Annotated in this window: 14 protein-coding genes; 11 read left to right on the top strand and 3 right to left on the bottom strand. The window is 53.8% G+C overall.

Features of this window, described 5'->3' with window-relative positions:
• Positions 1–276: 276 nt before the first annotated feature.
• Positions 277–1,032, top strand: a complete 756-nt coding sequence (mlaA, locus tag FDX22_RS03165; protein ID WP_096756318.1) for a phospholipid-binding lipoprotein MlaA — start codon at positions 277–279, stop codon at positions 1,030–1,032.
• Between the two features lie 60 nt (positions 1,033–1,092).
• On the opposite strand, the gene fadL is transcribed toward mlaA, so the two are convergent.
• Positions 1,093–2,373 carry a long-chain fatty acid transporter FadL gene (fadL, locus tag FDX22_RS03160; RefSeq protein WP_115257883.1) on the bottom strand — a complete coding sequence of 427 codons (1,281 nt, stop codon included), beginning with the start codon at positions 2,371–2,373 and terminating at the stop codon, positions 1,093–1,095.
• A gap of 371 nt (positions 2,374–2,744) precedes the next feature.
• Between fadL and FDX22_RS03155 the strand changes: the two genes are divergently transcribed.
• From FDX22_RS03155 to sixA, 4 genes are all read left to right on the top strand, one after another.
• Complete coding sequence (locus tag FDX22_RS03155; protein ID WP_115257884.1) at positions 2,745–3,029, top strand: YfcZ/YiiS family protein; 285 nt, start codon at positions 2,745–2,747, stop codon at positions 3,027–3,029.
• Positions 3,030–3,205: 176 nt separating this feature from the next.
• Entirely contained in the window at positions 3,206–4,516 is a 1,311-nt protein-coding gene (gene fadI, locus FDX22_RS03150; RefSeq protein ID WP_115257885.1) for an acetyl-CoA C-acyltransferase FadI, read from the top strand.
• Positions 4,516–6,663 (top strand): fatty acid oxidation complex subunit alpha FadJ, encoded by a 2,148-nt coding sequence (gene fadJ, locus FDX22_RS03145; protein ID WP_146716694.1) that lies wholly within the window; start codon positions 4,516–4,518, stop codon positions 6,661–6,663. Before fadI ends, fadJ begins: the two co-directional genes overlap by 1 nt.
• Before the next feature lie 208 nt (positions 6,664–6,871).
• Complete coding sequence (gene sixA, locus FDX22_RS03140) at positions 6,872–7,357, top strand: phosphohistidine phosphatase SixA (protein WP_096756324.1); 486 nt, start codon at positions 6,872–6,874, stop codon at positions 7,355–7,357.
• Positions 7,358–7,464: 107 nt separating this feature from the next.
• Here the strand turns inward: sixA and smrB are convergent, their stop codons facing one another.
• A complete protein-coding gene (gene smrB, locus FDX22_RS03135) occupies positions 7,465–8,016 on the bottom strand; it encodes an endonuclease SmrB (protein WP_096756325.1) in 552 nt (183 codons plus the stop codon).
• Between the two features lie 166 nt (positions 8,017–8,182).
• Here smrB and prmB point away from each other — a divergent pair, with 166 nt between their 5' ends.
• The 6 genes from prmB to FDX22_RS03105 are packed head-to-tail and all read left to right on the top strand — an operon-like array spanning position 8,183 to position 12,734.
• On the top strand, positions 8,183–9,115 hold the full coding sequence (gene prmB / locus FDX22_RS03130) for a 50S ribosomal protein L3 N(5)-glutamine methyltransferase (RefSeq protein ID WP_115257887.1): 933 nt from the start codon (positions 8,183–8,185) through the stop codon (positions 9,113–9,115).
• 37 nt (positions 9,116–9,152) lie between these two features.
• Complete coding sequence (gene aroC, locus FDX22_RS03125) at positions 9,153–10,238, top strand: chorismate synthase (RefSeq protein ID WP_096756327.1); 1,086 nt, start codon at positions 9,153–9,155, stop codon at positions 10,236–10,238.
• A gap of 3 nt (positions 10,239–10,241) precedes the next feature.
• On the top strand, positions 10,242–11,066 hold the full coding sequence (gene mepA, locus FDX22_RS03120) for a penicillin-insensitive murein endopeptidase (RefSeq protein ID WP_115257888.1): 825 nt from the start codon (positions 10,242–10,244) through the stop codon (positions 11,064–11,066).
• On the top strand, positions 11,066–11,875 hold the full coding sequence (locus FDX22_RS03115) for a sulfite exporter TauE/SafE family protein (RefSeq protein ID WP_096756329.1): 810 nt from the start codon (positions 11,066–11,068) through the stop codon (positions 11,873–11,875). The genes mepA and FDX22_RS03115 overlap by 1 nt, the downstream gene beginning before the upstream one ends.
• Positions 11,875–12,423, top strand: a complete 549-nt coding sequence (locus tag FDX22_RS03110; protein ID WP_115257889.1) for an elongation factor P hydroxylase — start codon at positions 11,875–11,877, stop codon at positions 12,421–12,423. Before FDX22_RS03115 ends, FDX22_RS03110 begins: the two co-directional genes overlap by 1 nt.
• Positions 12,424–12,455: 32 nt before the next feature.
• Positions 12,456–12,734, top strand: coding sequence for a YfcL family protein (locus FDX22_RS03105; RefSeq protein WP_096756331.1), 279 nt, complete (start codon positions 12,456–12,458; stop codon positions 12,732–12,734).
• 53 nt (positions 12,735–12,787) lie between these two features.
• Here FDX22_RS03105 and mnmC read toward each other — a convergent pair whose 3' ends face one another.
• Positions 12,788–14,791, bottom strand: a complete 2,004-nt coding sequence (gene mnmC / locus FDX22_RS03100; RefSeq protein WP_146716693.1) for a bifunctional tRNA (5-methylaminomethyl-2-thiouridine)(34)-methyltransferase MnmD/FAD-dependent 5-carboxymethylaminomethyl-2-thiouridine(34) oxidoreductase MnmC — start codon at positions 14,789–14,791, stop codon at positions 12,788–12,790.
• Positions 14,792–14,813: the final 22 nt, after the last annotated feature.

Genomic DNA, 14,813 nt, shown 5'->3' with positions numbered 1-14,813 from the left:
AATAAGCACGTATTGCTAAAGCGTAGCGGTTTTTATCCAGGAACTGGCGGGAGAAACTCTGAAATCGCAAAAATGGTAACGTTTGTATTTATCGGATTCGGTAAAATAGAAAAACCGCGAGGTCTACCTTACCAGGCTATGATCAAATCAGTAAGTTAGGGTATATAGACATCGTTTGACGTGCTGTTACAATCGCTCACATCTAAACCGGCGGATACCTTATTGTTCCGTCATGGATGGCAATCAGCGATAGCCATAATACACAGGGAGACACTTATGAAGCTTCGCCTGTCGGCGCTTGCGCTGGGAACCACACTTTTGGTGGGGTGTGCGAGCTCCGGTACAGAACAGCAGGGGCGCTCGGATCCGTTTGAAGGGTTCAACCGCACCATGTACAACTTCAACTTTAATGTGCTGGATCCGTATGTTGTTCGACCGGTGGCTGTAGCCTGGCGTGATTATGTTCCGCAGCCGGCCAGAAACGGTTTGAGCAACTTTACGGGCAACCTCGAAGAGCCGGCCGTAATGGTCAACTATTTCCTTCAGGGCGATCCTTATCAGGGGATGGTGCATTTCACCCGTTTCTTCCTGAACACCTTGCTAGGTATGGGCGGCTTTATCGATGTTGCGGGCATGGCGAATCCAAAACTGCAGCGCGTTGAACCACATCGTTTCGGCAGTACGTTAGGTCACTATGATGTAGGTTACGGTCCGTATATGCAGCTTCCGTTCTACGGCAGCTTCACGGTACGTGATGACGGTGGTGATATGGTGGATACGCTGTATCCGGTTCTGTCGTGGCTGACCTGGCCGTTGTCGGTCGGTAAATGGACCATTGAAGGGATTGAAACCCGCGCACAACTGCTCGACTCCGACGGTCTGCTGCGTCAATCTTCCGATCCGTACATCATGGTGCGTGAAGCTTACTTCCAGCGTCATGACTTCATCGCGAACGGCGGGAAACTCAAACCAGAAGAAAACCCGAACGCGCAAGCTATTCAGGATGATTTAAAAGATATCGATTCCGAATAAGGAAGAGGTACAAATAAAAAGGTGAGCTAAAAAGCTCACCTTTTTTACGCCTGAAGAAAATCAGAATGCGTAGTTAAAGTTGGTACCGAACAGCCAGGCTTTACCTTCAGATTCGAAGGTATATGGACCTTCTTTGATGGTCACGTTCTGCCCGTGCATATAAGAAGCACCAATGTCGATAGACGCATCTTCATTGAACGCGTAGGTCGTACCCGCGCTCAGCCACAGGCGGTCCTGGTCTGGAATGGAGATGGAGCGTTTATCCGCAGGAACCGGGCTATCGTCGTAGGCGATACCGGTACGGAACGTCCAGTTTTTATCCATATAGTAGGTCGTACCCAGCGCGAGGCGGTAAGAGTCCCGGAAGCCTTCTTCTTTATAGAACAATGTTTGTCCGTTGGTGCCCGTTGCTTTCAACTCCTGGAACTGACTCCAGCTGGTGTAAGCGATGCTGTAGTGAACGGCCCATTGCGGTGCTACGCGGTTATAGCCAGACAGTTCCCACATTTCCGGCAGGTTAAGCGTCAATGCGCCCGGAACGGTCGTGTTGGTTGTACCCCATGGGAACGTCACGCCAGCACCCGGTAAGCCGTTGGCCTGGCTTCTGATGCCGCTCTTATAATCACCGTCGAAATCGATTTTAACTTCTGAACGATAGGTTAAGCCCCAGCGGTTATCTTTATCCAGCTCATACAAAATACCCGCGTTCCAGCCGTAACCCCATTCATCACCTTCCATGCTTGCAATTTTAGGGCTGACCTTCGGTAATGCTGCGGTCATTTCACCGGAATAACGTTCAATTTTGGCGTCAGCATAAACGGCGTTAAAACCAAGGCCGAAGCTCCAGCTATCATTTAGGCGATAGGCGCCGCTGAGGTTAAGGTTGACCGTTTTAAGGTCGGTCTTGCCGCCGTATTCACCGACAATGTAGCTGTCGTTAAATTCGGTCGCCAGACCATAGTTAGAGGTGACAGACGCGCCCCAGCCAAACTGCTCGTTAATAGGCATCACGAAGTGCGCATTCGGAACCCATGCCGTCGGGGCGATGTTGTCCGCATTGGTGCTGCGCCCGGTGTATGGCGATTTACCGGAGATATTAACGTCTGGATCGATATACACCGCACCTGCTGAGAAAGTAGGGCGATCGAACATCATGATCAGTGCCGGGTTGCGGCTGGCGTTACCTGCGTCGTCTGCGATAGCGCCTTCACCCGAATATGCCCGGCCAAGGCCAGAGGAAGAAAATTCGTTTAACTGAAAGCCTGCAGACCAGGCCTGTGTGGAAATAATTGCCACTGCGACTGCGAGAGCAGACTTTGTAAACAGGGTTTTCTGGCTCATGACCATAACCTCATCGATTTATTTTTATACAAACAATGTTACATGCCGTAACAGGAGCGCGAAGTGTAGGGTCTGAGGTACCACATAGAAATCAGACCAGTGGCGAGAGTATAGGTCCGACCAGATGGAATGTTGCAAGTATGTTTATAAGTTTTTTCAAATATGATCTTAAAAACGCGATCCAGCTGGCAAAATTGCGGGGATGCGCACTCACCTGTTCGGGCGATTTTTGTTTTGGATCATTTTTAAGTGTGATTTCGGTCGCTTATCGCATTTCGCACAATTAACGACTGGAGAGGAGGATAATGGGAGCGTAAAATATCCCCAACGTTTATCTGGCACCCTTGGTGCGAATACAGAGGAAATCTACAATGAGTAAATGCAGTGCTGATGAAACCCCGGTTTGCTGCTGTATGGATGTTGGTACCATCATGGACAACACCGATTGCACCGCGTCATACAGCCGTGTGTTCGCGACTCGCGCACAGGCAGAAGAAACGCTGGCCGCTCTCACCGAGAAGGCGCGTGGCGTAGAATCTGAGCCTTGCCAAATCACCCCGACCTTTACTGAAGAAGCTGAGGGTGTTCGTCTGGATATCGATTTTGTTTTCGCCTGTGAAGCCGAAACCCTGATCTTCCAGCTGGGTCTGCGTTAATCCCTTCTTTCAGTGCCCTTGCCACCTTCTGACAAGGGCATTTTCGTAACAATCAGTGATTATTCACTGTGCCATAGCTCCCACTTTCATTTCTCTCCACTTGGCTAAATGTAAAAAATTGGTTAAGACTGTGATCAGGTCAGACCACTTATTTTATTTTTTAACAGGGGAGTGTTATGAGTCAGGCTTTACCGCTGGTTACCCGTCAGGGCGATCGCATCGCCATTGTGAGCGGATTGCGTACGCCTTTTGCCCGTCAGGCAACCGCGTTTCATGGCATTCCCGCCGTTGATTTGGGAAAAATGGTCGTCGGTGAGTTGCTGGCGCGCAGTGAAATTCCTGCCGATGCCATTGAACAACTGGTTTTTGGCCAGGTTGTGCAAATGCCGGAAGCGCCCAATATCGCCCGTGAAATTGTGCTGGGCACCGGGATGAACGTACATACCGATGCTTACAGCGTGAGCAGAGCCTGCGCCACCAGTTTTCAGGCGGTGGCGAATGTCGCGGAAAGCCTGATGGCAGGAACCATCCGTGCGGGTATTGCTGGCGGGGCTGACTCCTCTTCCGTGCTGCCAATTGGCGTCAGCAAAAAGTTGGCGCGGGTGTTGGTGGACGTCAATAAAGCCCGCACCACCGGTCAGCGGCTGAAGCTTTTTTCCCGACTGCGTTTGCGCGACCTGATGCCGGTCCCACCTGCAGTTGCTGAGTATTCCACCGGCTTACGTATGGGGGATACGGCAGAGCAAATGGCGAAAACCTACGGCATCACGCGTGAGCAGCAGGATGCTCTGGCGTACCGTTCGCATCAGCGAGCCGCTCAGGCCTGGGCCGAAGGCAAACTGGCAGACGAGGTGATGACCACCTATGCTCCGCCGTTTAAAGATCCCTTCTCAGAAGATAACAATATTCGCGGAAACTCTACGCTGGCGGATTACGCCAAACTGCGCCCGGCGTTTGACCGTAAACACGGCACCGTCACGGCGGCAAACAGTACACCGTTGACCGACGGCGCCGCTGCGGTGATTTTGATGACGGAGTCCCGGGCGAAAGAGCTGGGACTGGTGCCGCTGGGCTATCTACGCAGTTTTGCGTTTACTGCCATCGACGTCTGGCAGGATATGCTGCTGGGCCCGGCATGGTCGACGCCGTTGGCTCTGGAGCGCGCGGGCCTGACTCTGGCCGATCTCACGCTGATTGATATGCATGAAGCCTTTGCCGCGCAGACGCTGGCGAATATTCAACTGCTTGGCAGCGAACGTTTTGCTCGTGACGTTCTGGGTAGGGCACATGCCACTGGCGAAGTGGATGACAGCAAATTTAACGTGCTGGGCGGTTCGATTGCCTACGGACACCCTTTCGCCGCGACCGGCGCGCGCATGATCACCCAAACGCTGCATGAATTACGGCGTCGTGGTGGTGGGTTTGGTTTGGTCACCGCGTGTGCGGCGGGTGGTCTGGGTGCGGCAATGGTTCTGGAGGCGGAATAATGGAAATGGCATCGGCTTTTACGCTACACGTGCGTCTGGATAACGTGGCGGTGGTCTCCATTGATGTGCCCGGAGAGAAAATGAATACCCTGAAAGCAGAGTTTGCTTCTCAGGTGCGGGCTATTTTGAAACAAATTCGCGATAACAAAGATCTGCGTGGCGTGGTGTTTATTTCGGCGAAGCCGGATAATTTCATCGCCGGGGCGGATATCAATATGATCGGCAACTGCCGCAGTGCGCAGGAAGCCGAAACCCTGGCTCGTCAGGGGCAACAGATGATGGCGGAAATTAATGCGTTGCCGATCCCGGTTATCGCTGCCATTCACGGTGCCTGTCTGGGCGGCGGTCTGGAGATGGCGCTGGCGTGTCATAGCCGTATTTGTACTGATGACGTTAAAACCGTGCTGGGTCTGCCGGAAGTACAGCTTGGTCTGTTACCCGGCTCTGGCGGCACGCAGCGGTTGCCCCGTCTGATTGGCGTTAGCACTGCGCTGGACATGATCCTGACCGGCAAACAATTACGCGCTAAACAGGCGCTGAAAGTGGGGTTGGTGGACGAGGTTGTGCCGCAGACCATTTTGCTGGAAGCGGCGGTGGAACTGGCTAAAAAGGAGAGTTCGGTACACCATAGCCTGCCGGTACGGGAACGCATTCTGGCCGGACCGCTGGGGCGGGCGCTGCTGTTCCGTATGGTCGGTAAAAAGACCGCACAGAAAACGCAGGGAAATTACCCCGCAACCCACCGTATTCTTGAGGTGATCGAGACTGGTCTGGCGCAGGGCAGCAGCAGCGGCTATGACGCCGAAGCCCGCGCGTTTGGTGAGCTGGCGATGACGCCGCAGTCTCAGGCTCTGCGTAACGTCTTTTTTGCAAACACCGACGTGAAAAAAGATCCCGGTAGCGAGGTACAACCCGGTCCGCTAAACAGCGTCGGGGTTCTGGGCGGGGGGCTGATGGGCGGGGGGATTGCCTACGTGACGGCCTGCAAAGGCGGCTTGCCGGTGCGTATCAAAGATATCAATGCTAAGGGAATCAACCACGCGCTGAAATACAGTTGGGATCAGCTTGAAACAAAAGTTCGCCGCCGCCATCTCAAAGCCGGCGAGCGTGACAAACAGCTGGCGCTGATTTCAGGCACCACCGATTTTCGCGGTTTTGCGCATCGAGATCTGGTAATTGAGGCGGTGTTTGAAGATCTGGCGTTGAAACAACAGATGGTGGCAGATGTTGAGCACAATTGTGCGCCTCATACCATTTTTGCCTCCAACACCTCATCTCTACCCATTGGCGACATTGCGGCCAATGCGGCGCGACCTGAGCAGGTCATTGGTTTGCACTTCTTTAGTCCGGTAGAAAAAATGCCGCTAGTGGAAGTTATTCCTCATACAACTACGTCTGAACGCACTATTGCCACCACGGTTAAACTGGCGAAAAAACAGGGGAAAACGCCGATTGTGGTGCAGGATAAGGCCGGGTTCTATGTAAATCGCATTCTTGCTCCGTACATCAACGAAGCTATCCGCTTATTGACCGAGGGCGAGCGCGTTGAGCAGATTGATGCTGCGCTGGTAAAGTTTGGTTTTCCGGTAGGGCCAATCCAACTTTTGGATGAGGTCGGAATTGATACAGGCACTAAAATTATACCTGTACTGGAAGCCGCTTACGGTGAACGTTTTAGCGCACCTGCAAATGTTGTTGCTTCAATTTTGAATGATGATCGCAAAGGTAGAAAAAATGGTCGGGGTTTCTATCTTTATGGTGCGAAAGGGCGTAAAAGCAAAAAACAGGTCGACCCTGCAATTTATACGCTTATTGGCGTCCAGGGGCAGAGCAAACTCAGTGGCCCGCAGATTGCAGAGCGGTGTGTCATGTTAATGCTCAACGAAGCGGCACGCTGTTTCGATGAGAAGATTATCCGCAGCGCACGCGATGGTGACATCGGCGCTGTGTTTGGTATTGGTTTTCCGCCATTCCTCGGCGGCCCGTTCCGGTATATGGACTCCCTCGGGGCGGGTGAAGTGGTTGCGGTTCTGCAACGACTGACTACACAGTATGGTTCCCGGTTTACGCCGTGTGAACCGTTACTGCAGATGGCGGAACGCGGAGATAGTTTCTGGAAGCACGGGGAAACTGACCTGAATTCATGAGGTCAAAGGTAAGATGAATCCGCACCGAATGTACGAGTTAAGCTCAAAATGTAAACAGAGATTGACTATACTTACGCCATTAAGGTAAAAAACAGCGTTTCATTCGGTGAATGGATAAGGCACAATGCCGGCCACCACACATTTACCCTCGCCAATAGGGGCGTTGGCTAAAGGTGTTGGTGTTTCTGGTTAACAAAAGCGGTGCAATATGCAAGTTTTTATCATGCGTCACGGCGACGCGGCCCTCGATGCCGCCAGTGATTCGGTTCGTCCCTTAACCTCCTGCGGTTGTGACGAATCTCGCCTGATGGCGAACTGGCTGAAAGGTCAAAAAGTGGATATCGAACGTGTTCTGGTGAGCCCGTTCCTGCGAGCCGAACAAACGCTGGATGTGGTCGGGGAATGTATGAACCTGCCAACCGGTGTGGATGTTTTGCCGGAGCTGACTCCCTGCGGCGATGTCGGTCTGGTCAGCGCCTATTTACAGGCACTGGCCAATGAAGGTGTCGCTACGGCGCTGGTCATTTCTCACCTGCCTTTGGTGGGATATCTGGTGTCCGAGCTGTGTCCGGGTGAAACGCCGCCGATGTTTACCACATCTGCGATTGCCAGCGTCACGCTTGATGAGAGCGGAAAGGGCGTTTTCAACTGGCAGATGAGCCCGTGTAATCTGAAGATGGCGAAAGCGATATAGTCGTTTCGTTGGCCGGATCAAGCGCGAGCGCAGCCATCCGTAAAACGTCTTTGACATGAGCCTGCAATAAAAAGAGCCGCAACTGCGGCTCTTTCTGTTTTCCGTTCTCAGGGAAGTTCGGGCGGTAACCACTCTTCCACTTCAATCAGCACCAGCAGCGCGGCGTCGCCGCCGTACTCTTTAGGCGCCTGATGAAAAGCCATCACGTGCGGATGTTGCGCCAGCCAAAGCGGCGTTTGCTGTTTCAGAACGTGCTTTCCGTGGCCGTGCATGACGCAGGCGCAGAAGACGTGTTCACGACGACAGGCGGCAATCAGCGCCCCGAGTTCCTGTTTAGCCTGCTGTTGCGTCAGCCCGTGTAAATCAAGAAACAGTTCCGGGGAGTAGTCACCACGGCGCATTTTCTTCAGTTCAAAGTGGCTGACGTCGGCCCGCAGATATCTGACCGGACCCTCTGTATTCAACAGCGGCTGAAACTCATCAGAGAAATAGTGGCTGGCATCAGCCTGTTCCTGCAACAGCCTTTTAACCGGCACCTCGGTGATTTTTTTACGCGGCGGTCGATGGACAATCGTGTCCTGCTTAATTTGACGAGTGCCGGTCATCAACTGGCGAAACAGCGTCTGATCCTCCTCGCTGAGCGATGTTTTCTTTTTCATTTGAGCGTCTCATCTTTTATTTTCCGTTAGTTTAACCCGACTCGATGGGCATCCGATCGCTTAAAACGCAATTTTCGCGCTCAGGCTCGGCGTGAATGCTGATTTATCGCCGTCTTCGTGGCAAACTAGCCGCCGAATTTAATACGAGCATGCCCTGGAGGAATACGTGGATAAAATTTTCGTTGATGAAGCAGTGAGTGAACTGCATACCATTCAGGACATGTTGCGTTGGGCGGTCAGCCGTTTTAGCGCGGCGAATATCTGGTATGGTCACGGGACGGATAACCCATGGGATGAGGCGGTACAACTGGTGCTGCCGTCACTCTACCTGCCGCTGGATATTCCTGAAGATATGCGCACTGCGCGCCTGACCTCCAGCGAACGCCACCGTATTGTTGAGCGCGTAATTCGCCGCGTTAACGAGCGTATCCCGGTTGCCTACCTGACCAACAAAGCCTGGTTCTGCGGTCACGAATTCTATGTTGATGAACGCGTGCTGGTGCCGCGCTCACCGATTGCCGAGCTGATCAATAATCGCTTTGCCGGTCTTATCAGCGAGCAGCCGCAGCACATTCTCGATATGTGTACCGGCAGCGGCTGTATTGCTATTGCCTGCGCGTATGCCTTCCCGGAAGCCGAAGTGGACGCGGTGGATATTTCCACTGACGCCCTGGCGGTGACCGAGCACAATATTGAAGAGCATGGTCTGATCAATCACGTGACGCCGATCCGCTCCGATCTGTTCCGTGACCTGCTGAAAGTACAGTATGACCTGATTGTGACCAACCCGCCGTATGTGGATGCGGAAGATATGTCCGATCTGCCGAATGAGTATCGCCACGAACCTGAACTGGGCCTGGCGTCCGGAAGTGATGGGCTGAAGCTGACCCGTCGCATTCTTGGCAATGCGCCGGACTACCTGTCAGACAACGGTATTCTGATTTGTGAAGTCGGTAACAGCATGGTACATCTGATGGAACAATATCCGGACGTGCCGTTTACGTGGCTGGAATTCGACAACGGCGGTGATGGCGTATTCATGCTGACCAAAGCGCAGCTGATTGCCGCTCGTGAACATTTCAGCATCTATAAAGATTAACGACACGCGCACACACAACAACGATAACGGAGCGGTGATGGCAGGAAACACAATTGGACAACTCTTTCGCGTAACGACCTTCGGTGAATCACACGGGCTGGCGCTCGGCTGTATCGTTGATGGTGTTCCGCCGGGTATTCCGCTGACAGAAGCTGATCTGCAGCACGATCTCGACAGACGTCGTCCGGGAACCTCGCGTTACACCACGCAGCGTCGCGAGCCGGATCAGGTGAAAATCCTTTCCGGCGTGTTTGACGGCGTCACCACCGGCACCAGTATTGGCCTGTTGATTGAAAATACCGATCAGCGTTCGCAGGATTACGGCGCCATTAAGGATGTTTTTCGTCCAGGCCATGCCGACTACACCTACGAGCAGAAATACGGCGTGCGTGACTACCGTGGCGGCGGGCGTTCGTCCGCGCGCGAAACGGCAATGCGCGTGGCGGCCGGGGCGATTGCCAAAAAATACCTGGCGGAAAAATTCGGCGTCGAAATCCGCGGATGCCTGACCCAAATGGGCAATATACCGCTGGAAATTAAAGACTGGTCTCAGGTCGAACAAAACCCGTTCTTTTGCCCGGATCCGGACAAAATCACCGCGCTGGATGAACTGATGCGTGCACTCAAGAAAGAGGGTGACTCCATCGGTGCAAAAGTGACCGTGGTTGCAAGCGGTGTACCGGCCGGTCTCGGCGAACCTGTTTTTGACCGTCTGGATGCTGACATCGCCCATGCGTTGATGAGCATTAATGCGGTGAAAGGCGTGGAGATTGGCGACGGCTTCGACGTTGTTGCGTTGCGCGGTAGTCAGAACCGTGATGAAATCACCAAAGAGGGTTTCCAGAGTAACCATGCTGGCGGCATTCTGGGGGGCATCAGCAGCGGGCAACAAATTGTTGCACATATGGCGCTGAAACCGACTTCCAGTATTACCGTTCCCGGGCGCACTATTAACCGCTTTGGCGAAGAAGTCGAGATGATAACCAAAGGACGTCACGATCCGTGCGTTGGGATCCGCGCGGTGCCGATCGCAGAAGCCATGCTGGCGATTGTGCTGATGGATCACCTGCTGCGTCAGCGGGCGCAGAATGCGGATGTAAAGACTGACATTCCACGCTGGTAAGAAATGAAAAAAACGGCACTTGCGGCGCTGGCACTGTTTGCCAGTTCGGCCTGCCTGGCGGCGACGCCCTGGCAGAAAATTACCCACCCGGTGGCAGGTAGCGCGCAGTCTATCGGCGCGTTTTCCAATGGCTGCATTGTGGGGGCAGATACGCTGCCCGTACAGTCCGAACACTATCAGGTGATGCGCACCGATCAACGTCGCTATTTTGGTCATCCTGACCTGGTGACGTTCATCCAGCGTCTGAGTACCCAGGCCAATAATCTGGGACTGGGGACGGTGTTAATCGGCGATATGGGTATGCCGGCCGGTGGACGTTTCAACGGCGGACACGCCAGCCACCAGACGGGGCTGGATGTCGATATTTTCCTGCAACTGCCAAAGACGCGCTGGACGCAGTCGCAACTGCTGCGACCACAGGCGCTGGATCTGGTCGCTCAGGATGGCAAACGTGTCGTACCGTCACTGTGGAAGCCGGAGATTTTCAGTCTGATCAGGCTGGCGGCAAAAGATAATGATGTAACGCGTATTTTCGTGAATCCGGCAATTAAACAGCAACTTTGTCTGGATGCAGGGAGCGACAGGGACTGGTTACGTAAAGTGCGGCCATGGTTCCAACACCGTGCACATATGCATGTCCGGTTACGTTGTCCTGCCGACAGTCTTGAGTGCGAAGATCAACCGTTACCTCCACCGGGTGATGGCTGTGGCGCGGAGCTGCAAAGCTGGTTCGAACCTCCTAAACCGGGAACCACTAAGCCTGAGAAGAAGACACCGCCTCCGTTGCCGCCTTCCTGCCAGGCGCTACTGGATGAGCATGTACTTTAATGGATAATTTTGCCGATCTGTTTATGGTGTCTCCGCTGCTGTTGGGCGTTCTTTTTTTTGTGGCCATTCTGGCGGGATTTATTGATTCCCTGGCGGGTGGCGGCGGCTTACTCACCATTCCTGCGCTGATGGCAGCAGGCATGCCGCCAGCTCAGGCGCTGGCAACGAATAAACTGCAAGCCTGCGGTGGGTCCATCTCCGCTTCGCTCTATTTTATCCGCCGTGGCGTGGTGAACCTGGCCGACCAGAAGCTTAATATCGCCATGACCTTCATCGGCTCAATGAGCGGCGCGCTGCTTGTCCAGCATGTGCAGTCGGACATTTTGCGCCAGATCTTGCCGATTCTGGTTATCTGTATCGGTCTCTACTTTCTGTTAATGCCTAAGCTGGGTGAAGAAGACCGACAGCGTCGGCTGTACGGCCTGCCTTTTGCGCTGGTCGCCGGGGGCTGCGTCGGTTTTTACGATGGCTTTTTTGGCCCGGCAGCCGGATCGTTTTACGCGCTGGCCTTTGTCATGCTGTGCGGTTACAACCTGGCGAAATCCACGGCGCACGCCAAAGTCTTGAATGCCACCTCGAATATCGGCGGGCTGCTGCTGTTCGCGCTGGGGGGCAAAGTGATTTGGGCCACCGGTTTTGTGATGCTCATCGGCCAATTTATTGGCGCACGAATGGGGTCACGACTGGTCCTCAGCAAAGGACAAAAACTGATTCGGCCAATGATCGTCATTGTCTCCGCAGTGATGAGCGCCAAGCTACTTTATGATAATCATGGACAGGAGATTCTCCACTGGCTGGGGATGAACTAATGAATACGACCCATCACTATGAACAGTTAATTGATATTTTTAACGGCTGCTTTGCCGATGAATTTAATACCCGTCTGATTAAAGGCGATGACGAACCGATCTACCTTCCTGCAGATACAGAATTGCCGTATCACCGGATCGTTTTTGCCCATGGCTACTACGCCAGTGCACTACATGAAATTTCACACTGGTGCATTGCCGGTAAAGCGCGCCGTGAACTGGTCGACTTTGGTTACTGGTACTGCCCGGACGGGCGTGACGCTAAAACACAATGTCAGTTTGAAGACGTGGAAGTGAAACCCCAGGCATTTGACTGGCTGTTCTGCATGGCGGCGGGCTATCCGTTTAACGTTAGCTGCGACAACCTGGAAGGGGACTTTGAACCGGATCGCGTGGTGTTCCAGCGGCGTGTTCATGCTCAGGTGATGGCGTATCTGGAAAACGGCATTCCTGAACGTCCGGCGCGTTTTATTCGTGCGTTACAGAATTATTATCACACGCCTGAACTTAAGGCGGAACAATTCCCGTGGCCCGAAGCGCTCAACTGAAGCGGCTGCCACGTTTACAATGAGGAAATAAGATGATCGCGGAGTTTGAATCACGCATTCTGGTACTAATCGACGATATGGTAGAACACGCCAGCGATGATGAGCTGTTTGCCAGTGGGTACTTGCGTGGACACTTGACGCTGGCTGTGGCAGAACTGGACGGCGGCGACGACCATTCCGCTGAGGCACTGTACGCCAATGTTACCAGCAGCCTGGAAAAAGCCATCAGCGCAGGCGAACTTTCGCCGCGTGACCAGGCGTTAGTAAAAGAGATGTGGGACACGTTGTTCCAGAAGGCGACACAACAATAATTGCCTTGCGGGCCGGATGCCGTTAACGACTCATGCGGCCCGCAATGATGACCTCAGGATTTTACCGCTTTTCCCTTCACTAATTTTCTCACCCATAAACGGTTCGGATTTAACGCGGCAAGGGTTTCTGCATCCATTGGGATGGGTTCATTACTCATTTGCGCGGCCAGGATCTCTGCACACAGCGGGGCGGAACACAGTCCGCGCGAGCCCAGCGCGCCCAGCAAAAAGACGTCACGGTAAACCGGTGCGCGCGCGGCGGTCTCTTTGTGTTCTGACAGATTGGCGTACTGGCTGAGCGTTGCCTCATAGTCCGGCACATTGCCGACCATCGGTAAGTGATCGCGGGTGGCGCAGCGAACGCCACAGCGTGCCGATTGCCCACTGACATCCACCTCTTTTACCCATGCGGCATGCGGGAAGCAGTCGAGTAAACGCTGGCGGTTTTGCTGCTGATCCTCCTCGCGATACGTTGTCTCTTCCTCACCACGACGATAGCTCGCACCGATGCAATGATGCTGATTGGCCGGATTTTGCGGCGTGAGGTAGCCGTCGTAACACAACACCTGATGTAGGGCCGATAGTGCAGGCGTGGTGGGGATATGGCTCACCTGACCGCCGACAGAATAAACCGGTAACGGTTGGGTCTGATCAAAGCGATTTATGCGATGACCATTCGCCAGCACCACTACCTCGTGTTCGACGGTTTCGCCAGTCGCAAACTGAAGCTGCCAGCTGTTTTCCTGCTGTACAAGTGATGCCAGTGTATGTTGGTAATGGGTGCGTAATCCCAGCGTCGTGGCGTATTCCAGTACGGCGGCGGTGAGCTGCGCCGGACACAGCCATCCTCCGCCAGGATACTGAATCCCGCCGCAGTTGGTTGCGACGCCGGTTGTTTGCAGAACCTGCTCAGCATCAACGGCCAGCGCGAGGTCGTCGGGTAAGGCAAGCGACAGCATCTGGGTGATTTTCTGTTGGCTTTTTTCATCCCAACCAAGTTGCGTTACGCCGCACCAGTCGTGGGCAAAATCCACCGGCAGGGCGTCATACAGACGTCGGGCAAAGGTAAATGCGGTGGGGAAAAAGAGATTAATTGCGGCGTCATGTTTACTGAGTAAAGGGTAAAGTGCGCCCTGACGATTACCGGATGCGCCCTGCGCAGGCTTATCGTCAGCGCAATACAGCGTTACCTGCCAGCCACGACGTAAGAGAGCCAGCGACAGCAGTGCGCTGGCAATACCGCCCCCGATAATAGCCGCTTCCCGTTTTTCCGTGCTGGCGCGTGAGAACCACGGTGCGGGTGACGGGAACGTGAGGTGTTGTTCCATCACGCCGCACAGCATTTCACGTTTGCGCCCAAAGCCTTTGCATTTCTGCATTGTAAAACCGGCGTCCTGCAAGCCCCGCCGGACAAAACCTGCGGAGGTGAAGGTTGCCAGCGTGCCGCCCGGACGGGCTAGCCGGGCCATGGCGTTAAACAGCGTTGGCGTCCACATATCGGGATTTTTTGCCGGCGCGAAACCGTCAAGGAACCAGGCGTCGACCTGCTGGTTCAGGGATTCATCCAACTTACTGGTGAGGTCGTTAATATCGCCGAACCACAAATCCAGCGTAACCCGACCTTCATCCAACAGCAGTCGATGACAACCTGCTAACGGTAGCGGCCACTGAGCCTGTAATGGCTCAGCCCACGGAGCCAGTTCCGGCCAATGCTGATGGGCCAACTTCAGGTCGTCACGCGTCAACGGATATTTTTCAAAACTGATGAAATGTAATCTTTCCAGGGTAGCGTCAGGGTGCGCAGTGCGAAAAATCGTAAATGCCTGCCAGAGTGTGAGGAAGTTTAGCCCAGTGCCAAAACCACTTTCCGCCACTATGAATAACTGGCGTGAATGGGTGGGAAATCGGTCCGCGAGATGATTGCCGCCGAGAAAGACATAACGCGTCTCTTCCAGCCCGTTATCGTTAGAAAAATAGACATCGTCAAAATCTCGGGAAACAGGTGTACCCTCAGCGTTGAATTCGAGGTTGGCAGGTTGTATCGCGTATTGTTTCACGTAAGTTACTCGTCTGGCTTGC

The organism is Citrobacter sp. TBCS-14 (assembly GCF_005280805.1).
GTDB classification, from domain to species: Bacteria; Pseudomonadota; Gammaproteobacteria; order Enterobacterales; family Enterobacteriaceae; genus Citrobacter; species Citrobacter gillenii.
This window is presented reverse-complemented; position numbering and strand designations above follow the sequence as displayed.

What these genes read in the sequence shown, in the direction of transcription:
- FDX22_RS03105 (WP_096756331.1), top strand. Translation starts at nt 12,456, where the DNA reads ATGATCGCGGAGTTTGAATCACGCATTCTGGTACTAATCGACGATATG.
- FDX22_RS03110 (WP_115257889.1), top strand. Translation starts at nt 11,875, where the DNA reads ATGAATACGACCCATCACTATGAACAGTTAATTGATATTTTTAACGGC.
- fadL (WP_115257883.1), bottom strand. Translation starts at nt 2,373, where the DNA reads ATGAGCCAGAAAACCCTGTTTACAAAGTCTGCTCTCGCAGTCGCAGTG.
- mlaA (WP_096756318.1), top strand. Translation starts at nt 277, where the DNA reads ATGAAGCTTCGCCTGTCGGCGCTTGCGCTGGGAACCACACTTTTGGTG.
- fadJ (WP_146716694.1), top strand. Translation starts at nt 4,516, where the DNA reads ATGGAAATGGCATCGGCTTTTACGCTACACGTGCGTCTGGATAACGTG.
- smrB (WP_096756325.1), bottom strand. Translation starts at nt 8,016, where the DNA reads ATGAAAAAGAAAACATCGCTCAGCGAGGAGGATCAGACGCTGTTTCGC.
- sixA (WP_096756324.1), top strand. Translation starts at nt 6,872, where the DNA reads ATGCAAGTTTTTATCATGCGTCACGGCGACGCGGCCCTCGATGCCGCC.
- FDX22_RS03155 (WP_115257884.1), top strand. Translation starts at nt 2,745, where the DNA reads ATGAGTAAATGCAGTGCTGATGAAACCCCGGTTTGCTGCTGTATGGAT.
- FDX22_RS03115 (WP_096756329.1), top strand. Translation starts at nt 11,066, where the DNA reads ATGGATAATTTTGCCGATCTGTTTATGGTGTCTCCGCTGCTGTTGGGC.
- fadI (WP_115257885.1), top strand. Translation starts at nt 3,206, where the DNA reads ATGAGTCAGGCTTTACCGCTGGTTACCCGTCAGGGCGATCGCATCGCC.
- aroC (WP_096756327.1), top strand. Translation starts at nt 9,153, where the DNA reads ATGGCAGGAAACACAATTGGACAACTCTTTCGCGTAACGACCTTCGGT.
- mepA (WP_115257888.1), top strand. Translation starts at nt 10,242, where the DNA reads ATGAAAAAAACGGCACTTGCGGCGCTGGCACTGTTTGCCAGTTCGGCC.